The organism is Promicromonospora sp. NPDC050262, from assembly GCF_040655935.1.
Lineage (GTDB): Bacteria > Actinomycetota > Actinomycetes > Actinomycetales > Cellulomonadaceae > Promicromonospora.
On the sequence record NZ_JBFAKX010000009.1, the window covers coordinates 103,818 to 118,428 of the forward strand.

The window sequence follows — 14,611 nt, forward strand, 5'->3', positions numbered from 1 at the left end:
CGCCGCTCATCCCTTGATGGCCCCGAAGATCACGCCCTTCGTGAAGTGCCGCTGCACCAGCGGGTACACGACCAGGATCGGCACGATCGCCAGCACCATCACGGCCATCTTGACCGGCAGGCCGGTCACGGCGCCGTCAGCCACGTCGACCTGACCCACGCCGCTGCCCGGCAGCGTCACGCCCTGCAGCACGTAGGACCGCAGCACGAGCTGCAGCGGCCACTTCGCGTTGTCGTTGATGTAGAGCATGGCGTTGAAGAACGCGTTCCAGTAGCCGACGCCGTAGAACAGCGCGACCACCGCCACCACGGCCTTGGACATGGGCAGCACGATCTGCCCCAGGATGCGCCAGTCCCCCGCGCCGTCGATCCGGGCCGCGTCCGTGATGGACCGGTCGATGCCCATGAAGAACGCCCGCAGGATGAGCACGTTGAACGCGCTCACGGCCCCCGGGAGGATGAGCGACCAGTAGCTGTCGATCAGCCCCAGGTTGCTCACCAGCAGGTACGTCGGGATCATCCCCGCGCCGAAGAACATGGTGATCAGGAAGACGAACAGGACGGGCCGGTGGGCGAAGGAGCCCGGCCGGCTCAGGCCGTACGCCGCCAGCACGGACACCGTGGTCGACAGCACCGTGCCGACCACCGTGATGCCGATGCTCACGACCGTGGCCCGCGTGACGATCCCGCCGGACAGGATCTGGCCGTAGGCCGCGAAGGTCAGGCCGCCCGGCACCGTGACCAGGCCGCCGGACCGGGTGATGTCCGCCTGGGTCGACAGGCTGGTGAGCACCACCGTGTACAGCGGGTAGACGACCGTGGCCACGATGAGCAGCAGCGCCGCCCCCTTGACCAGGAGCCCCGGCAGGCTGGGGTCCTCCTCCCAGACCGGACGGTTCCGGCCGCGCAGCAGGGCGCGGTACCGGCTCGGGCGCCGCGCGGGCTCCCGCGGGCGGTCCACCGCCGGTGTCGTGGACGGCGGCGCCGGCCGCGCCGTCGTCGTCCCGGTCTCGTTCTCGATGTCGGCACTCATGCGCGCTGATACACCCCCGCCTCGCCCACCAGGTGGGCGAGCTTGTTGGCCCCGAGCACCAGGGCGAGCGACACCAGGCCCTTGACGAGCCCCGCGGCCGCCGCGAAGGCCCAGTCGCCGTTCACGACGCCCTGGTAGTACACGAACGTGTCGAGCACCTCCGCGACGTCGGTGCCGACGGCACCGCGCTGGAGGATGAGCTGCTCGAACCCGACGGTGAGCGCGTCGCCCAGCCGCAGGATCAGCAGCAGGATGATCACCGGGCGCAGCGCGGGGAGGGTCACGTGCCACATCCGCCGCCACCGGCCCGCGCCGTCGACCACCGACGCCTCGTAGAGCTGGGGGTCCACGGTGGCGAGCGCCGCGAGGAAGATGATGATGCCCCAGCCCGCGTCCTTCCAGACGGACTGCGCGGTCAGCAGCAGCAGGAACGTGTCGGGGTTGGTCATCAGGTCGAAGCCCGTGTACCCCGCCTCCCGCAGCCTGGTCGCCACCATCCCGGCACCGCCGAAGATCTGCTGGAAGATCGTCACGACGATCACCCAGGAGAAGAAGTGCGGCAGGTACACGATCGACTGGATGGTCGTGCGCAGCCCCGGTGACAGCACGCTGTTCAGGAGCAGCGCGAGCACGATCGGCACCGGGAAGAAGAACACGAGCTGGAACGCGGTGATGACCAGCGTGTTCCCCACGGCGTCGAGGAAGAGCGGGTTGGTCAGGACGCGCGCGAAGTTGGCCCACCCGACGAAGGGGCTCTCCCGGATGCCGACGTACGGCGAGTAGTCCTGCCAGGCCACCACGTTGCCGAGCATCGGCACGTAGGCGAACACGGCCAGCAGCAGCACGGCCGGGGCCACCATGATCAGCAGCGAGCGGTCGCGCCGCGCCCGGACGGTCCAGGGGATCCTGCGCCGGGGCGGGGCGTCCGCCGGTGAGCTCGGGGTGCTCACTGCTCGTCCAGGATGCCCTGGTAGAACGCGCGCAGCTCCTCACCGCCGCTGCTGCGCCACGTCGCGACGGCGTCGTCCAGGTCCGTCAGGGACTTGCGGCCGCGCGCGATGTCCTTCTCCAGGTCCGCGAACGGCGTGCTGAGCGACGCGAACTGCGACGGCTCGGTGATCTGCTTGCCGTAGAAGAGCGGCTCCTCGACGTACTCGGAGGCGGCGGCCATCCACGTGCAGTAGGCCTCGACGTAGCCCTCGTACTGCACCTGCGCGTTCACCTTCGGCGGGTCCACGAGGAAGATGTACGACGGCGCCACGTCGTCGGCCGCGGCGTCCGTCGCCCGGGGCAGGCCGTCGCCGTCGATCTCGTAGTGCTCGCCCTCGAGGCCGAAGTTGACGAGCTGGAACTCCGTGGTCCCGAACGGCGAGGCGAGGAAGTCGGCGGCGGCGAGGAGCTCCTCGATCTGCGCCTTGTCGTCCCGCTTCTTCAGGAACGAGAACATGTCGGCCGGCGCGCCCTTCCAGATCCGCGGTGTGCCGCCGTCGTGCGCGATCGGGTCGAACGGCCGCGGGTCGAAGTCCGGGTTGCTCGGCAGCACCCGGCCCAGGGACTCGTGCCAGCCGCCCACGCCGTCGTTGACGACCAGGATCTCGCCCGCCTCGAAGAGGGGCTTCATCTCCTCGGGCTTGTCGGCCACGGCCGTCGGGTGCACCGCGCCCGACGCGTAGAGCCGGGCCTGCCAGTCCAGCGCCGCCCGGTACTCCTCGGACTCGACGCGGCTGACCAGCGAGCCGTCGTCGGCCAGCTTCCAGCCCTTCTCCGGGGGCACCGCGAACATCATGTTCGCCGTGATCCACTGGTCGGCCGAGCCCCAGCGCTTCTTGCCCGGGTCGGTCAGCTCCTTGGCGAGCTCGATGAACTCGTCGGCGTCCCGGGGCTGCTCGGTGATGCCGAGCTCGGCGAGGATGTCGGCCCGGTAGAACGTCGCCAGGTGGACCAGCTCCCCCGGGAACGGCAGACCGTAGAGCTTGTCGTTGAAGACGCCGTAGCGCCAGGCGTCCGTGGGGATGTTGGCGAGGTTCTTGTACTTCTTGACGTTGTCGCCGGACAGGTACGGCGTGAGGTCCTCGAAGAGGGCGTCGACGGCCTGGGCGAACCGCGGCGGGAAGTTCCAGGTGGGCACGCAGACCCAGTCCGGCACGTCCTTCGCCGACGCGAGCACGGCCGCGAGCTTGTCGCCGTAGGTGTTGCCGTCGGAGAACTGGAACTCGACGGTGGTGCCCATCGCCTCGCTCACCGCGTCGAAGTAGGGGTTGCCGGACGTCTTCGGGATGGCGCTCCAGAGCGGCGTCATCGCGGTGTAGGCGCCGCCGGACCCGGGCGGCGTCTCGAACGCCGTGACCAGCTCGTCGGGGATCGAGGCGTAGCCGGCGGTGGAGCCGTTGACCGACGGGAAGTCCGGCTTGACGTACTCGACCGGCACGTAGGTGGGCAGCACGCCCGAGCTCACGGTGGCGCCGCCCTGCGCGGGACCCGCCGCGCCGCTGGTGCAGGCGGTGAGCAGGGACGGTACGCCGACGACGCCGGCGCCGACCGCGAGGAAGCCGAGGAACGACCGGCGGCTGAGCCCGCCGGTCAGGTGGGGTGCTGTCATGGCTCTTCACTCCTTTGTGGACAGCGCGGCACGTCTGTGTGCCCGGACACGACGAGGATCTCGGCGCTTCGACGTCGAAGCGCTTCGACCTCCATCGTTGTCAGAACAGTAGGGCAAACGCAGAAGTCGGGGCAATGATTCGCCCCGAATTGGGCAATTGACCATTGAACCGTTTCGAGGGCTGGGCCTACTCTTCGACCGGACGCAGACCGCCCGCACGACCTGACGCAAGGGAGCACGACGACGTGCCGAACCAGACGCAGCCCCTCTTCCGCGACCCCGCCGCCCCGCTCGCCGACCGGGCCCGTGACCTGCTGGACCGCCTCACCGCCGACGAGCGGCTGAGCCTGCTGCACCAGCACCAGCCCGCGATCGAGCGGCTCGGCCTCGCCGCGTTCCACACCGGCGCCGAGGCGCTGCACGGCGTCGCGTGGCTCGGCCGCGCCACCGTGCTGCCCCAGCCCGTCGGGCTGGGTGCCACGTGGGACACCGACCTGCTCCGCCGGCTCGGCGACCTGGTGTCCACCGAGCTGCGGGCCAAGCACGCGCAGGACCCGGCCGTGTCCCTGAACGTCTGGGCGCCCGTGGTGAACCCGCTGCGGCACCCCGCCTGGGGCCGCGGCGAGGAGGGGTACAGCGAGGAGCCGCGGCTCGTCTCCCACCTCGCGACGGCGTACTGCGCCGGACTGCGCGGGGACCACCCGACGGTCTGGAAGACGGTCCCGGCCCTCAAGCACTTCCTCGGGTACGGCAACGAGACGGACCGCTCGGCGACGTCGTCGAACCTGTCCGAGCGCACCCTGTACGAGTACGAGCTGCCCGCCTACCGCGGGCCGGTCGAGGCGGGGGTCGCCGGCGCGGTGATGCCGTCGTACAACCTGGTCAACGGGGTTCCGGCGCACACGTCGGGCGACCTGCTGGCCGAGCTGCGCTCGTGGGCGCCGGGGTCGGTGGCCGTTGTGTCGGACGCCGGCGCACCCACCTTCCTGGTGACCGTCCAGCACGCGTTCGCCTCCCACGCGCAGGCGCACGCCGCGGCCGTGCGCGCGGGCCTCGACTCGTTCACGGACAACGACACCGACCCGTCGCTCACGCTGGATCGGCTGCGCGAGGCGCTGGCGGCCGGGCTGCTGACGCAGGAGGACGTCGACACCGCCGCCCTGCGCCTGCTGGAGCTGCGGCTGCGCACGGGCGAGCTCGACGGGTCCGCCGACCCGTACGCGGGCATCGGCCCCGACGCGATCGACCTGCCCGAGCACCGGGTCCTGGCGCGCGAGGCGGCGGCGAAGTCCGTGGTGCTGCTGCGCAACGACGGGACGCTGCCGCTGGGCACGCCCGGCCGCATCGCCGTCGTCGGCCCCCTGGCCGACCGGGTGCTCACTGACTGGTACTCCGGCACCCCGCCCTACGCCGTCTCCCTGGCCCGTGCGGTGGCGGACCGCTACCCCGACGCCGTCGTGGACGTCGCCGACGGCGCGGACCGGGTGGCGCTGCGCGCCACGTCGTCCGGCCGGTACGTGGCCGTCACCGCCGACGGCGAGGTGAGCGTGTCGGCGCCGGACGCCGGGCCGGGGACCCACCTGGACGTGACCGACTGGGGCGACGGCCTGCTCACGCTCCGGTCGGCCGCCTCGGGGCGGCTCCTGACGGGCGCGGGCTGGATCCTTGCCGCCGACGCCGAGCGGGTCGGCGGCTGGGTGGTGCAGGAGTCGTTCCGGCGGCACCACCACGCGGACGGCACGTGGTCGCTGCTGCACGTCGGGAGCGGGCGGTGGGTCCGGGTGCAGCTCGGGTCCGGGCTGCTCGTGGCCGAGGCCACGCGGCTCGTGGACGCCGAGCGGTTCGTGTGGCGCACCGTCGTCTCGGGGCACGCCGAGGTGGCACGGGCGGCGGCGGCCGCGGACGTGGTGCTCGTGGCCGTGGGCAACGACCCGCACCTGGGCGGGCGCGAGACCGAGGACCGGACGTCGCTCGCGCTGCCGGAGCAGATGGCCGAGACCTGGCGGGTCGCGCGCGAGGCGTGCCCGGCGGCGGTGCTGGTCGTCACGTCGTCGTACCCGTACGTGCTGGGGCCCGGTGTGATGGGGCCGGGCGTGATGGACGGGCCGGCCGGGGACGACGGCGCCGGGGCCCTGGTCTGGGCCGCGCACGGCGGGCAGGAGGCCGGGAACGGCCTGGTGGACGTGCTGTCCGGGGACGCGGAGCCCTTCGGGCGGCTCGCGCAGACATGGCCGGCGACCGAGGCCCAGGCGGGTGACCTGTTCGACTACGACGTGGCGCGCCAGGGCGTCACCTACCGGCACCTGGCGAGCGAGCCCGCGTACTGGTTCGGGCACGGGCTGAGCTACACGACCGTCGCCTACGAGGGTCTGCGGCTGGTGTGCGACGGCGGGGCCGGGCTGGAGCGGGACGGCGGGGCGACCGCCGTCGTCGCGGTGCGCAACACCGGCGAGCGCCCCGTGAACGAGCTGGTCGCCGTGCACGGGCTGTCGCCCGACCTGCCGGTGCCCGCCGCCCGGCGCCAGCTCCTGGGCCACGCGCGCGTGCGGCTCGCCCCGGGCGCGTCGGCCGAGGTCGAGGTGCCGCTGGACCTGGGCGCCCTCGCGGTCCGGCACGGCGGCGCCATGGTGCTGCAGCCGGGCACGTACACGGTGGCGTCCGGGCCGTCGGCCGGGGACCTCCGGGTGCGTGCCGAGCTCGCCGTGAGCCAGCGGCCGCCCTCGCTCTGAGCCGGCGGCCCGCTACGCGCGCTCGGCGTGCTCCCGGTCGAGGATGGCGAAGACCAGCTCGGTGGACCACACGCCGTCGCGCACGTCGCTCTCCACGAGGCGGGCCTCCTGCCGCATGCCCAGCCGCTGGACCACGCGGACCGAGGGCAGGTTCTCCTCGTCGATGCGCGCGAACACGCGGTGGAAGCCGTAGGACTCGAAGGCCAGCCGCAGGGTGGCCCGGACGGCCTCGGTGGCCAGCCCGTGCCCCCCGACGTCGGGGTGCAGGGCGTAGCCCACCTCGGCCTGCCGGGGGCCGACCGCCCACTTGAGCATGGTCTCGCCGACGACGTCACCGTCCGACTCGACCGCGAGCACCAGCACGTCGCCCGGCTCCTCGAACGGCGCGCTCGACCAGGTACGGAGCTTCACGTCCGCCGTCTGCCGGTCCCACGGCGGCTGGTACATGAAGCGCACCACGTCGGGGCGCGAGCGCCAGGCGAAGAACGCCTCCGCGTCGTCCGGGGCGACCGGACGGAGGTTGAGGCGAGGCGTGACCACCGGCCAGCGGGGGTCGGCGCGGTAGGCGGGCGGCACGGAAGAGGGCACGGTCCGACCGTAGCGCCCGGGACCCGGGTTGCACCGGAATTGAGGTGGTATCCACGGGCGAGTCGGTCGTACCGGTGCGGCGTCGCTCACCGCGCCTCGAACGCCACGCTCTCCCAGCCGGCCGGTACCTCGCGGGGCTCCCACGAGGTGTCCGGCGTCCAGTCGGCCCAGGCCTTGTCCCACCAGAGCTCGCCGGCGTCGAGCAGGCCGGCGATCCGGGCGCCCTCGGCGCGGATCTGCTCCATCCGGCCGGGGTACCGGTCGGGTCCGGTCTCCTCGAACTCGACGACGTCCTTGAACTCGTAGGTCTCGGCGTCGGCCGCCCACCAGACGTCCAGCTCGTGGTCGAGCGTGTCGAATCCCATCGGGGTGCGGCGCGGGGCGTCCTCGAGGTTGAAGTACCAGCCCTGGAACGCGCGCTCGGGGCCGTCCCAGAACAGGAAGATGGAGTGCTCCACCCCGGTCCAGTGCAGCTCGAGGCGCCCGTGGCCGCGCCAGAGCGTGCTGCCGGCGAGCTTCCAGGGGTGCTCCCCCACCGGGAACGTGCCCGAACCCGGGTAGGCCAGCGGGGTGCCGCCGGGCGTGTAGGTGACGAGCAGGTCGCCGTCGTCCTGCACGCAGACCTGCGGGATCGCTATCCACGGCTCGCCCCGCATGATCTCGCGGCGCACCACCGTCTGGCCGGGCTGGAAAACGGGAGACGTCATGGCGGGAACGCTAACAGCGACGAGTTACGCCCCGGCGACATCGACGTCAACTCCGTGGCGCAGCACCCGCACGGGCCGCAGGTCGGCGTCCGTGACCAGCACGTCGGCGCGTGCCCCGGGCTGCAGGGTGCCGACCTCGCCGGCCAGCCCCAGCACGCGGGCGGGCACCGCCGTCGCGGAACGCACCGCGTCGACCAGGGGGACGCCGCCGTCCACGGCGCAGCGCACCACGTCGAGCAGGTGCGCCGTGCCGCCGGCGATCGGCCCCTCCACCTCCGGCATGCCGGGTGCGGCCTGGGGCGTGGCGATCCGGGCGACACCCTCGTGCACCACCACCGACATCGGGCCCAGCTCGTAGTGGCCGTCGGCCACGCCCGCCGCCGCCATCGCGTCGGTCACCAGCACCACCTGGTCCGCGCCCACCATGTCGAACACCGAGCGCACGGTCGCCGGGTCGAGGTGCACGCCGTCGCCGACGAGCTCGACGACCATGTCGCCCCGGGACGCCGCCGCCAGGCAGGCCGCGACGGGGCCCGGCTCGCGGTGGTGCAGGGGCCGCATGCCGTTGAACAGGTGCGTCGCGGTCATCGGCCCGAGTGCCCGGCCCGCCGCGTGGTCGGTGGCTCGCAGCGCCGCGGTGACCTGCTCGATCAGGGCCTCGGCCTGCTCGGTGCTGCCGTCGGTGTGGCCGAGGGAGGGCAGCACGCCCACCTCGACCAGCGCCTCGGCGACGCCGCCGGGTCCGGTCACGCCGGGCACCTCGGGGGCGACGGTCATGGTGCGCAGGTACCCGCGGGCGGCCGCGGCCAGGTCCCGTACCAGCTCGACACTGCCTTCTTGCAGGTCAGCCGGGTTGTGGGCGCCCCGGCGACGGTGCGAGAGGAACGGCCCCTCCGCGTGCAGGCCCTCGATCTCCCCGACCTCGGCGAGCTCGGCCAGCACCGCGGCCCGCTGCAGCAGCACCTCGGGCTGGGCCGTCACGAGCGACGCGAGCAGGGTGGTGGTGCCGTGGGCGCGGTGCTCCAGGACGCCCGCCATCGCCTCGTCGGCCGACGTGACGTCGGGGAACGAGGCGCCGCCCCCGCCGTGGTTGTGCAGGTCCACGAGCCCCGGCAGCACGAACGTCCCGGGTGCGGGCGGCACGTCCTCGAGCGCGGGGCCGTGGCCGGCCTCCAGGGCGTCGACCACGGACCCGGCGAACGCGACGCGTCCCTCGTGGGCGACGAGAACGCCGTCGTCCACCACAGAGGAACCCAGCACCAGACGCCCGCGCACGACAAGGGATTCAGCCACACGGACATCCTGCCACCCGCGCACCCCTGCTGAGTGCGGGTCAGAAGAGGCGGGACGTCGGGTCGTCGACGCCGCGCATGGCGTCGTAGTCCAGCAGGAGGGTCTTGATGCCGCGGTCCTTCGCCAGGACGCGCGCCTGCGGCTTGATCTCCTGGGCCGCGTAGACGCCCTGGACCGGGGCCAGCAGCGGGTCGCGGTTGAGCAGCTCCAGGTACCGCGTGAGCTGCTCGACGCCGTCGATGTCGCCGCGGCGCTTGATCTCCACCGCGACCGTGGAGCCGGAGCCGTCCCGCGCGAGGATGTCCACCGGGCCGATGGCCGTGGGGTACTCGCGCCGCACCAGGGTGTGCCCGTCGCCCAGCAGCGCGATCTGCTCGGCGAGCAGCTCCTGCAGGTGCGCCTCCACGCCGTCCTTCACGAGACCCGGGTCGATGCCCAGGTCGTGGGCGGAGTCGTGGTGCACGGTGAACAGCTCGACCTCGAGCCGGTCGTCCGACTTGGCGTGCTGGACGGTCCACACCTCGGTGACGCCGCGTTCCGCGGCCTCCTCGGAGGGCTCGCGCACCGTGAGGGTGCACGGGGGGCTCATCCAGTTCAGCGGCTTGTACGAGCCGCCGTCCGAGTGGATCAGCACGCTGCCGTCGGCCTTGACCACGAGCAGCCGCGTCGCCGGCGGGAGCATCGCGGTCAGGCGGCCCGTGTAGAGGGCGGAGCAGTCTGCCACGACCAGCCGCATCAGAGAACCAGATCCTGTCGTCCGGGAGGAGCGGCCTCGAGCCAGGAGGCGAGGCCGAAGTAGTCGCCGGCAGCGAGATCGAGCTCGAAGTCGAGCCCGTCGTACCGGCACTGGACGAGGTAGTGGTCGCCCTGACCACGCTCGTCCGGGTCCAGCGGGGTGCGGCTCGTCACGGTGAGCCGCTCCCGATACCACGTGCGGGCCGGACGGGGTGACAGCGACCAGCACCGCCACCACTCGATCCGGCCCACCGCGTACTGCGCGATGCCCGGCGTCCAGGAACCCTCGGGGTTACCGGTCGCCCGGGCACTGCAGTCGAACGAACCGACCCTGCGGGAGAGGGTCCGCAGCCGGGAGATCCCGGCCGCGATCACGAGCGCGAGCGCCCCGAGTACCGCAATCGCGATCCATACGACGCCCGGCACGCGCGCTCTCCCTCAGACCAGGGAGATCTCGTCGACCACGAGGGTGACGAGGTTGTTGTCCACGGACATGAAGCCGCCGGTGACCTGGGCCTCCACGGCCGGGCCCGAGGCGGTCTCCACCTTGATGGTGCCGGGGCGAAGCACCGCCAGCAGCGGCGTGTGGTTCGCCAGGATGCCGATCTGGCCGTCCGCAGACGGCGCGCTCACCTGGGTCGCCGCACCGCTCCAGACCTTGCGGTCCAGGGACACGAGGTCCACGCTCAGCTCTGCCACGAGAGCTCCTTCCGATGTAGCGGGCGTACTGCCGCCCCTGCCGGGTTGCCCGAGTCTAAGGGGTCCGGCGGGGCGGCATCACGCACGGGGGGACGGACGAGACCTCAGGCCCCGTACTCCTTCTGGATCCGTGCCCAGTTCTCCTCGAGCATCTCAAGCCCGCCGATGTTGTAGAAGGCCTGCTCGGCGATGTGGTCGAACTCACCGGCGCAGATCTTCTTGAACGCCTCGATGGTCTCCGACAGCGGCACCGTCGAGCCCACCACGCCCGTGAACTTCTCGGCCATGTAGGTGTTCTGGGAGAGGAACTGCTGGATACGACGCGCACGCGCGACGACCGTCTTGTCCTCCTCCGAGAGCTCGTCCACGCCGAGGATGGCGATGATGTCCTGCAGCTCCTTGTTCCGCTGCAGGATCGACTTGACCTCGGTGGCCACATCGTAGTGCTCCTGGCCCACGTACCGCGGGTCGAGGATGCGCGAGGTGGAGGCCAGCGGGTCGATCGCCGGGTACAGACCCTTCGACGCGATCTCACGGGAGAGCTCGGTCGTCGCGTCCAGGTGGGCGAACGTCGTGGCCGGGGCCGGGTCGGTGTAGTCGTCAGCCGGCACGTAGATGGCCTGCAGCGACGTGATGGAGTGACCACGCGTCGAGGTGATGCGCTCCTGGAGGAGGCCCATCTCGTCGGCCAGGTTCGGCTGGTAGCCCACGGCGGACGGCATACGGCCGAGCAGCGTGGAGACCTCGGAACCGGCCTGCGTGAAGCGGAAGATGTTGTCGATGAAGAGCAGCACGTCCTGCTGCTGCACGTCACGGAAGTACTCCGCCATCGTCAGGGCCGACAGGGCCACGCGCAGACGCGTGCCCGGCGGCTCGTCCATCTGGCCGAAGACGAGGGCGGTCTTGTCGAACACGCCCGCCTCGTCCATCTCGGCGATCAGGTCGTTGCCCTCACGGGTGCGCTCGCCGACACCGGCGAACACCGACACACCACCGTGGTCCTGGGCCACACGCTGGATCATCTCCTGGATGAGGACCGTCTTGCCGACGCCCGCACCACCGAAGAGGCCGATCTTGCCACCCTGAACGTACGGGGTCAGCAGGTCGATGGACTTGATGCCCGTCTCGAACATCGTGGTCTTCGACTCGAGCTGGTCGAAGGCCGGGGGCTTGCGGTGGATGGGCCAGCGCTCGGTGACCTCGAACTTCTCGCCCTCCTGGAGGTTCAGGACCTCGCCGGTGACGTTGAAGACCTTGCCCTTGGTGATGTCACCGACGGGCACGCTGATCGGCTCGCCCGTGTCGGTGACCACGGCGCCGCGGACCAGGCCGTCGGTCGGCTTGAGCGCGATCGCACGCACCAGGGAGTCGCCCAGGTGCTGCTCGACCTCGAGCGTCAGGGTGAACGTGTTCTCGTCCTCGCCCTGGCCGGACAGGTCGATCTGGACGGTCAGCGCGTTGTAGATGTCGGGGATCGCGTCCTCGGGGAACTCGATGTCCACGACAGGGCCGATCACCCGAGCGACCCGGCCAGTTGCCGGCTCAGTCGGGGCCGCGCCGTGAGGTGATTCCACGGTGGTGGCGGTCATGGTTGCCTCGCTTCGGTGGGCCGGAGGGTCCTCCGGCGGGGAGTCTGTTCGGTTGGTTCAGGACGCCAGGGCGTCAGCACCGGAGACGATCTCGCTGATCTCCTGCGTGATGTCCGCCTGCCGGGCCTGGTTGGCCAGTCGGGTGTACGTACGGATCAGGTCCTCGGCGTTGTCGGTCGCCGTGTGCATGGCGCGCTGGCGGGCAGCGAGCTCCGACGCGGCCGCGTCGAGCAGGGCCGCGTAGATGCGCTGGTCCACGTACCGCGGGAGCAGTGCGTCCAGCACGGCCTCGGGCGACGGCTCGAAGTCGTAGAGCGGCAGGACCTCGTTCTCGTCCGCCTCCACCACGCCCTCGACGACCTCCAGCGGCAGCATCCGCACCACGTGGGGACGCTGCGTCACCATGTTGACGAACTGCGTGGAGACCACGTGCAGCTCCGACACGCCGCCCTCGTCCTCGGGCGCGAGGAACTTCTCGAGCAGTGCCTGCCCGATCTCCTCCGCGACCTCGGCCGTCGGCCGCTCCGAGCCGTACGTCCACGTCCGGACGGTCTCCCGACCACGGAACGTGTAGTACGAGATCGCCCGACGACCGGTGACGTAGAGGAGAACCTCCTTGCCCTCGGCCGCGAGCTGCTGGGTCAGCCGCTCCGCCTCACGGACGATCGACGCCGGGTACGAGCCCGCCATGCCACGGTCCGACGACACCACGAGCACCGCGGCGCGCTTGGCGCCGGGAACCTCCCGCGTGAGCGGGTGATCGATGTCGGTGTGCGTGGCGACCGCCGAGACCGCACGGGTGATCGCCTGCGCGTAGGGGGCCGCAGCCGCCGTCCGCGCACGGGCCTTGCCGATGCGGGACGCGGCGATGAGCTCCTGCGCGCGGAACATCTTCTTCAGCGACTGCGTCGACTTGATCCGTGCCTTGAAGACGCGCTGGGATCCACCGGCCACGGGTCAGGCCTTCTTCTTGACGACGACCTGTGCCTGCTCGACGTCGACGGGCCCGCCCTCGACCTCACCGCCGACGAGCGCGGTGCCGTCGCCCCGCTGGAAGCCGGCGCGGAAGTCGTCGACGGCGGCGCTGAGCGCGTCCTCCGTGTCGGACTCCAGCTTGCCGGTCTCGCGGATCGTGGAGAGCACGTCCGTCTTGCGGCGCAGGTGGTCGAGCAGCTCGGACTCGAACCGCTTGACGTCATCGACCGCGACGTCGTCCAGCTTGCCCTTGGTACCGGCCCACACCGCGGCGACCTGGTCCTCGACCGCGTACGGCGAGTACTGGGGCTGCTTGAGCAGCTCCGTCAGGACGGCGCCGCGCTGCAGCTGGGCACGCGACGCGGCGTCGAGGTCGGACGCGAACATCGCGAACGCCTCGAGCGAGCGGAACTGCGCCAGCTCCAGCTTCAGCGTGCCGGAGACCTTCTTCATGGCCTTGATCTGCGCGTCACCACCGACTCGGGAGACCGAGATACCGACGTCCACGGCGGGACGCTGGTCGGCGTTGAACAGGTCGGACTGCAGGAAGATCTGGCCGTCCGTGATGGAGATGACGTTGGTCGGGATGTACGCCGAGACGTCGTTCGCCTTGGTCTCGATGATCGGCAGACCGGTCATCGAGCCCGCGCCCAGCTCGTCCGAGAGCTTGGCACAGCGCTCGAGCAGACGGGAGTGCAGGTAGAACACGTCGCCCGGGTAGGCCTCGCGGCCCGGCGGGCGGCGCAGCAGCAGCGAGACGGCGCGGTAGGCCTCGGCCTGCTTCGACAGGTCGTCGAAGATGATCAGCACGTGCTTGCCCGAGTACATCCAGTGCTGGCCGATGGCCGAGCCGGTGTACGGGGCGAGGTACTTGAAGCCTGCCGGGTCGGACGCCGGAGCCGCGACGATGGTCGTGTACTCGAGCGCGCCGGCCTCCTCGAGGGCGCCACGCACGGAGGCGATGGTCGAGCCCTTCTGGCCGATGGCGACGTAGATGCAGCGCACCTGCTGGTTCGGGTCGCCGGTCTCCCAGTTCGCCTTCTGGTTGATGATCGTGTCGACCGCGATCGCCGTCTTGCCCGTCTGGCGGTCGCCGATGATCAGCTGACGCTGACCACGGCCGATCGGGATCATCGAGTCGATCGCCTTGATGCCGGTCTGGAGCGGCTCGTGCACCGACTTGCGCTGCATGACGCCGGGCGCCTGCAGCTCCAGGGCACGGGTGCCCTCGGTGGCGATCTCGCCCAGGCCGTCGATGGGCGCGCCCAGCGGGTCGACCACGCGGCCGAGGTAGCCCTCGCCCACGGGGACCGAGAGCACCTCGCCGGTACGGCGGACCTCCTGGCCCTCCTCGATGCCGGTGAACTCGCCCAGGACGACCACACCGATCTCGCGGACGTCCAGGTTCTGCGCGAGTCCGAGCGTGCCGTCCTCGAAGCGCAGCAGCTCGTTGGCCATCACACCGGGGAGGCCCTCGACGCGGGCGATGCCGTCCGCGGCGTACGAGACGCGACCCACCTCCTCGGTGACCGCTTCCTGGGGCTCGTAGGACTTCACGAAGCTGTCCAGTGCGGCCCGGACCTCGTCCGGCCGGATCGTCAGCTCAGCCATTGCTCTTCTCCTGTCGTGGCCGCGAGAGCCGCGGCGGAAGGTTCTTGTTCACGT

Annotated in this window: 13 protein-coding genes; 1 reads left to right on the forward strand and 12 read right to left on the reverse strand. The window is 71.5% G+C overall.

What is annotated here, in order from left to right:
- Positions 1 to 6: 6 nt before the first annotated feature.
- The 3 genes from AB0I29_RS15370 to AB0I29_RS15380 are packed head-to-tail and all read right to left on the reverse strand — an operon-like array spanning position 7 to position 3,631.
- Positions 7 to 1,032, reverse strand: coding sequence for a carbohydrate ABC transporter permease (locus tag AB0I29_RS15370; RefSeq protein WP_285108351.1), 1,026 nt, complete (start codon positions 1,030 to 1,032; stop codon positions 7 to 9).
- Entirely contained in the window at positions 1,029 to 1,982 is a 954-nt protein-coding gene (locus AB0I29_RS15375) for an ABC transporter permease subunit (protein WP_357482754.1), read from the reverse strand. Before AB0I29_RS15375 ends, AB0I29_RS15370 begins: the two co-directional genes overlap by 4 nt.
- Positions 1,979 to 3,631 (reverse strand): extracellular solute-binding protein, encoded by a 1,653-nt coding sequence (locus AB0I29_RS15380; protein WP_357482757.1) that lies wholly within the window; start codon positions 3,629 to 3,631, stop codon positions 1,979 to 1,981. The genes AB0I29_RS15375 and AB0I29_RS15380 overlap by 4 nt, the downstream gene beginning before the upstream one ends.
- A gap of 245 nt (positions 3,632 to 3,876) precedes the next feature.
- On the opposite strand from AB0I29_RS15380, the gene AB0I29_RS15385 reads away from it, so the two are divergent.
- A complete protein-coding gene (locus AB0I29_RS15385; RefSeq protein ID WP_357482760.1) occupies positions 3,877 to 6,360 on the forward strand; it encodes a glycoside hydrolase family 3 C-terminal domain-containing protein in 2,484 nt (827 codons plus the stop codon).
- A 12-nt stretch (positions 6,361 to 6,372) separates the two neighbouring features.
- On the opposite strand, the gene AB0I29_RS15390 is transcribed toward AB0I29_RS15385, so the two are convergent.
- The 9 genes from AB0I29_RS15390 to atpA all read right to left on the reverse strand — a co-directional run bounded on the left by AB0I29_RS15390 (position 6,373) and on the right by atpA (position 14,557).
- A complete protein-coding gene (locus AB0I29_RS15390; protein ID WP_285108344.1) occupies positions 6,373 to 6,948 on the reverse strand; it encodes a GNAT family N-acetyltransferase in 576 nt (191 codons plus the stop codon).
- Between the two features lie 86 nt (positions 6,949 to 7,034).
- Positions 7,035 to 7,655 carry a DUF402 domain-containing protein gene (locus AB0I29_RS15395; protein WP_285108342.1) on the reverse strand — a complete coding sequence of 207 codons (621 nt, stop codon included), beginning with the start codon at positions 7,653 to 7,655 and terminating at the stop codon, positions 7,035 to 7,037.
- A gap of 24 nt (positions 7,656 to 7,679) precedes the next feature.
- On the reverse strand, positions 7,680 to 8,948 hold the full coding sequence (locus AB0I29_RS15400; RefSeq protein WP_357482765.1) for an amidohydrolase family protein: 1,269 nt from the start codon (positions 8,946 to 8,948) through the stop codon (positions 7,680 to 7,682).
- Positions 8,949 to 8,988: 40 nt separating this feature from the next.
- A complete protein-coding gene (gene nucS / locus AB0I29_RS15405) occupies positions 8,989 to 9,684 on the reverse strand; it encodes an endonuclease NucS (protein ID WP_285108338.1) in 696 nt (231 codons plus the stop codon).
- Positions 9,684 to 10,109: a DUF2550 domain-containing protein gene (locus AB0I29_RS15410; protein ID WP_020017630.1), complete on the reverse strand. Its 426-nt coding sequence runs from the start codon at positions 10,107 to 10,109 to the stop codon at positions 9,684 to 9,686. Before AB0I29_RS15410 ends, nucS begins: the two co-directional genes overlap by 1 nt.
- A gap of 12 nt (positions 10,110 to 10,121) precedes the next feature.
- A complete protein-coding gene (locus AB0I29_RS15415; protein WP_285108336.1) occupies positions 10,122 to 10,382 on the reverse strand; it encodes a F0F1 ATP synthase subunit epsilon in 261 nt (86 codons plus the stop codon).
- A 104-nt stretch (positions 10,383 to 10,486) separates the two neighbouring features.
- Positions 10,487 to 11,971: a F0F1 ATP synthase subunit beta gene (gene atpD, locus AB0I29_RS15420; RefSeq protein ID WP_285108335.1), complete on the reverse strand. Its 1,485-nt coding sequence runs from the start codon at positions 11,969 to 11,971 to the stop codon at positions 10,487 to 10,489.
- A 57-nt stretch (positions 11,972 to 12,028) separates the two neighbouring features.
- A complete protein-coding gene (locus tag AB0I29_RS15425) occupies positions 12,029 to 12,925 on the reverse strand; it encodes a F0F1 ATP synthase subunit gamma (RefSeq protein WP_285108333.1) in 897 nt (298 codons plus the stop codon).
- 3 nt (positions 12,926 to 12,928) lie between these two features.
- Entirely contained in the window at positions 12,929 to 14,557 is a 1,629-nt protein-coding gene (gene atpA / locus AB0I29_RS15430; protein WP_285108331.1) for a F0F1 ATP synthase subunit alpha, read from the reverse strand.
- Between the last annotated feature and the right edge of the window lie 54 nt (positions 14,558 to 14,611).

What these genes read in the sequence shown, in the direction of transcription:
- AB0I29_RS15380 (WP_357482757.1), bottom strand. Translation starts at nt 3,631, where the DNA reads ATGACAGCACCCCACCTGACCGGCGGGCTCAGCCGCCGGTCGTTCCTC.
- atpD (WP_285108335.1), bottom strand. Translation starts at nt 11,971, where the DNA reads ATGACCGCCACCACCGTGGAATCACCTCACGGCGCGGCCCCGACTGAG.
- nucS (WP_285108338.1), bottom strand. Translation starts at nt 9,684, where the DNA reads ATGCGGCTGGTCGTGGCAGACTGCTCCGCCCTCTACACGGGCCGCCTG.
- AB0I29_RS15370 (WP_285108351.1), bottom strand. Translation starts at nt 1,032, where the DNA reads ATGAGTGCCGACATCGAGAACGAGACCGGGACGACGACGGCGCGGCCG.
- AB0I29_RS15395 (WP_285108342.1), bottom strand. Translation starts at nt 7,655, where the DNA reads ATGACGTCTCCCGTTTTCCAGCCCGGCCAGACGGTGGTGCGCCGCGAG.
- atpA (WP_285108331.1), bottom strand. Translation starts at nt 14,557, where the DNA reads ATGGCTGAGCTGACGATCCGGCCGGACGAGGTCCGGGCCGCACTGGAC.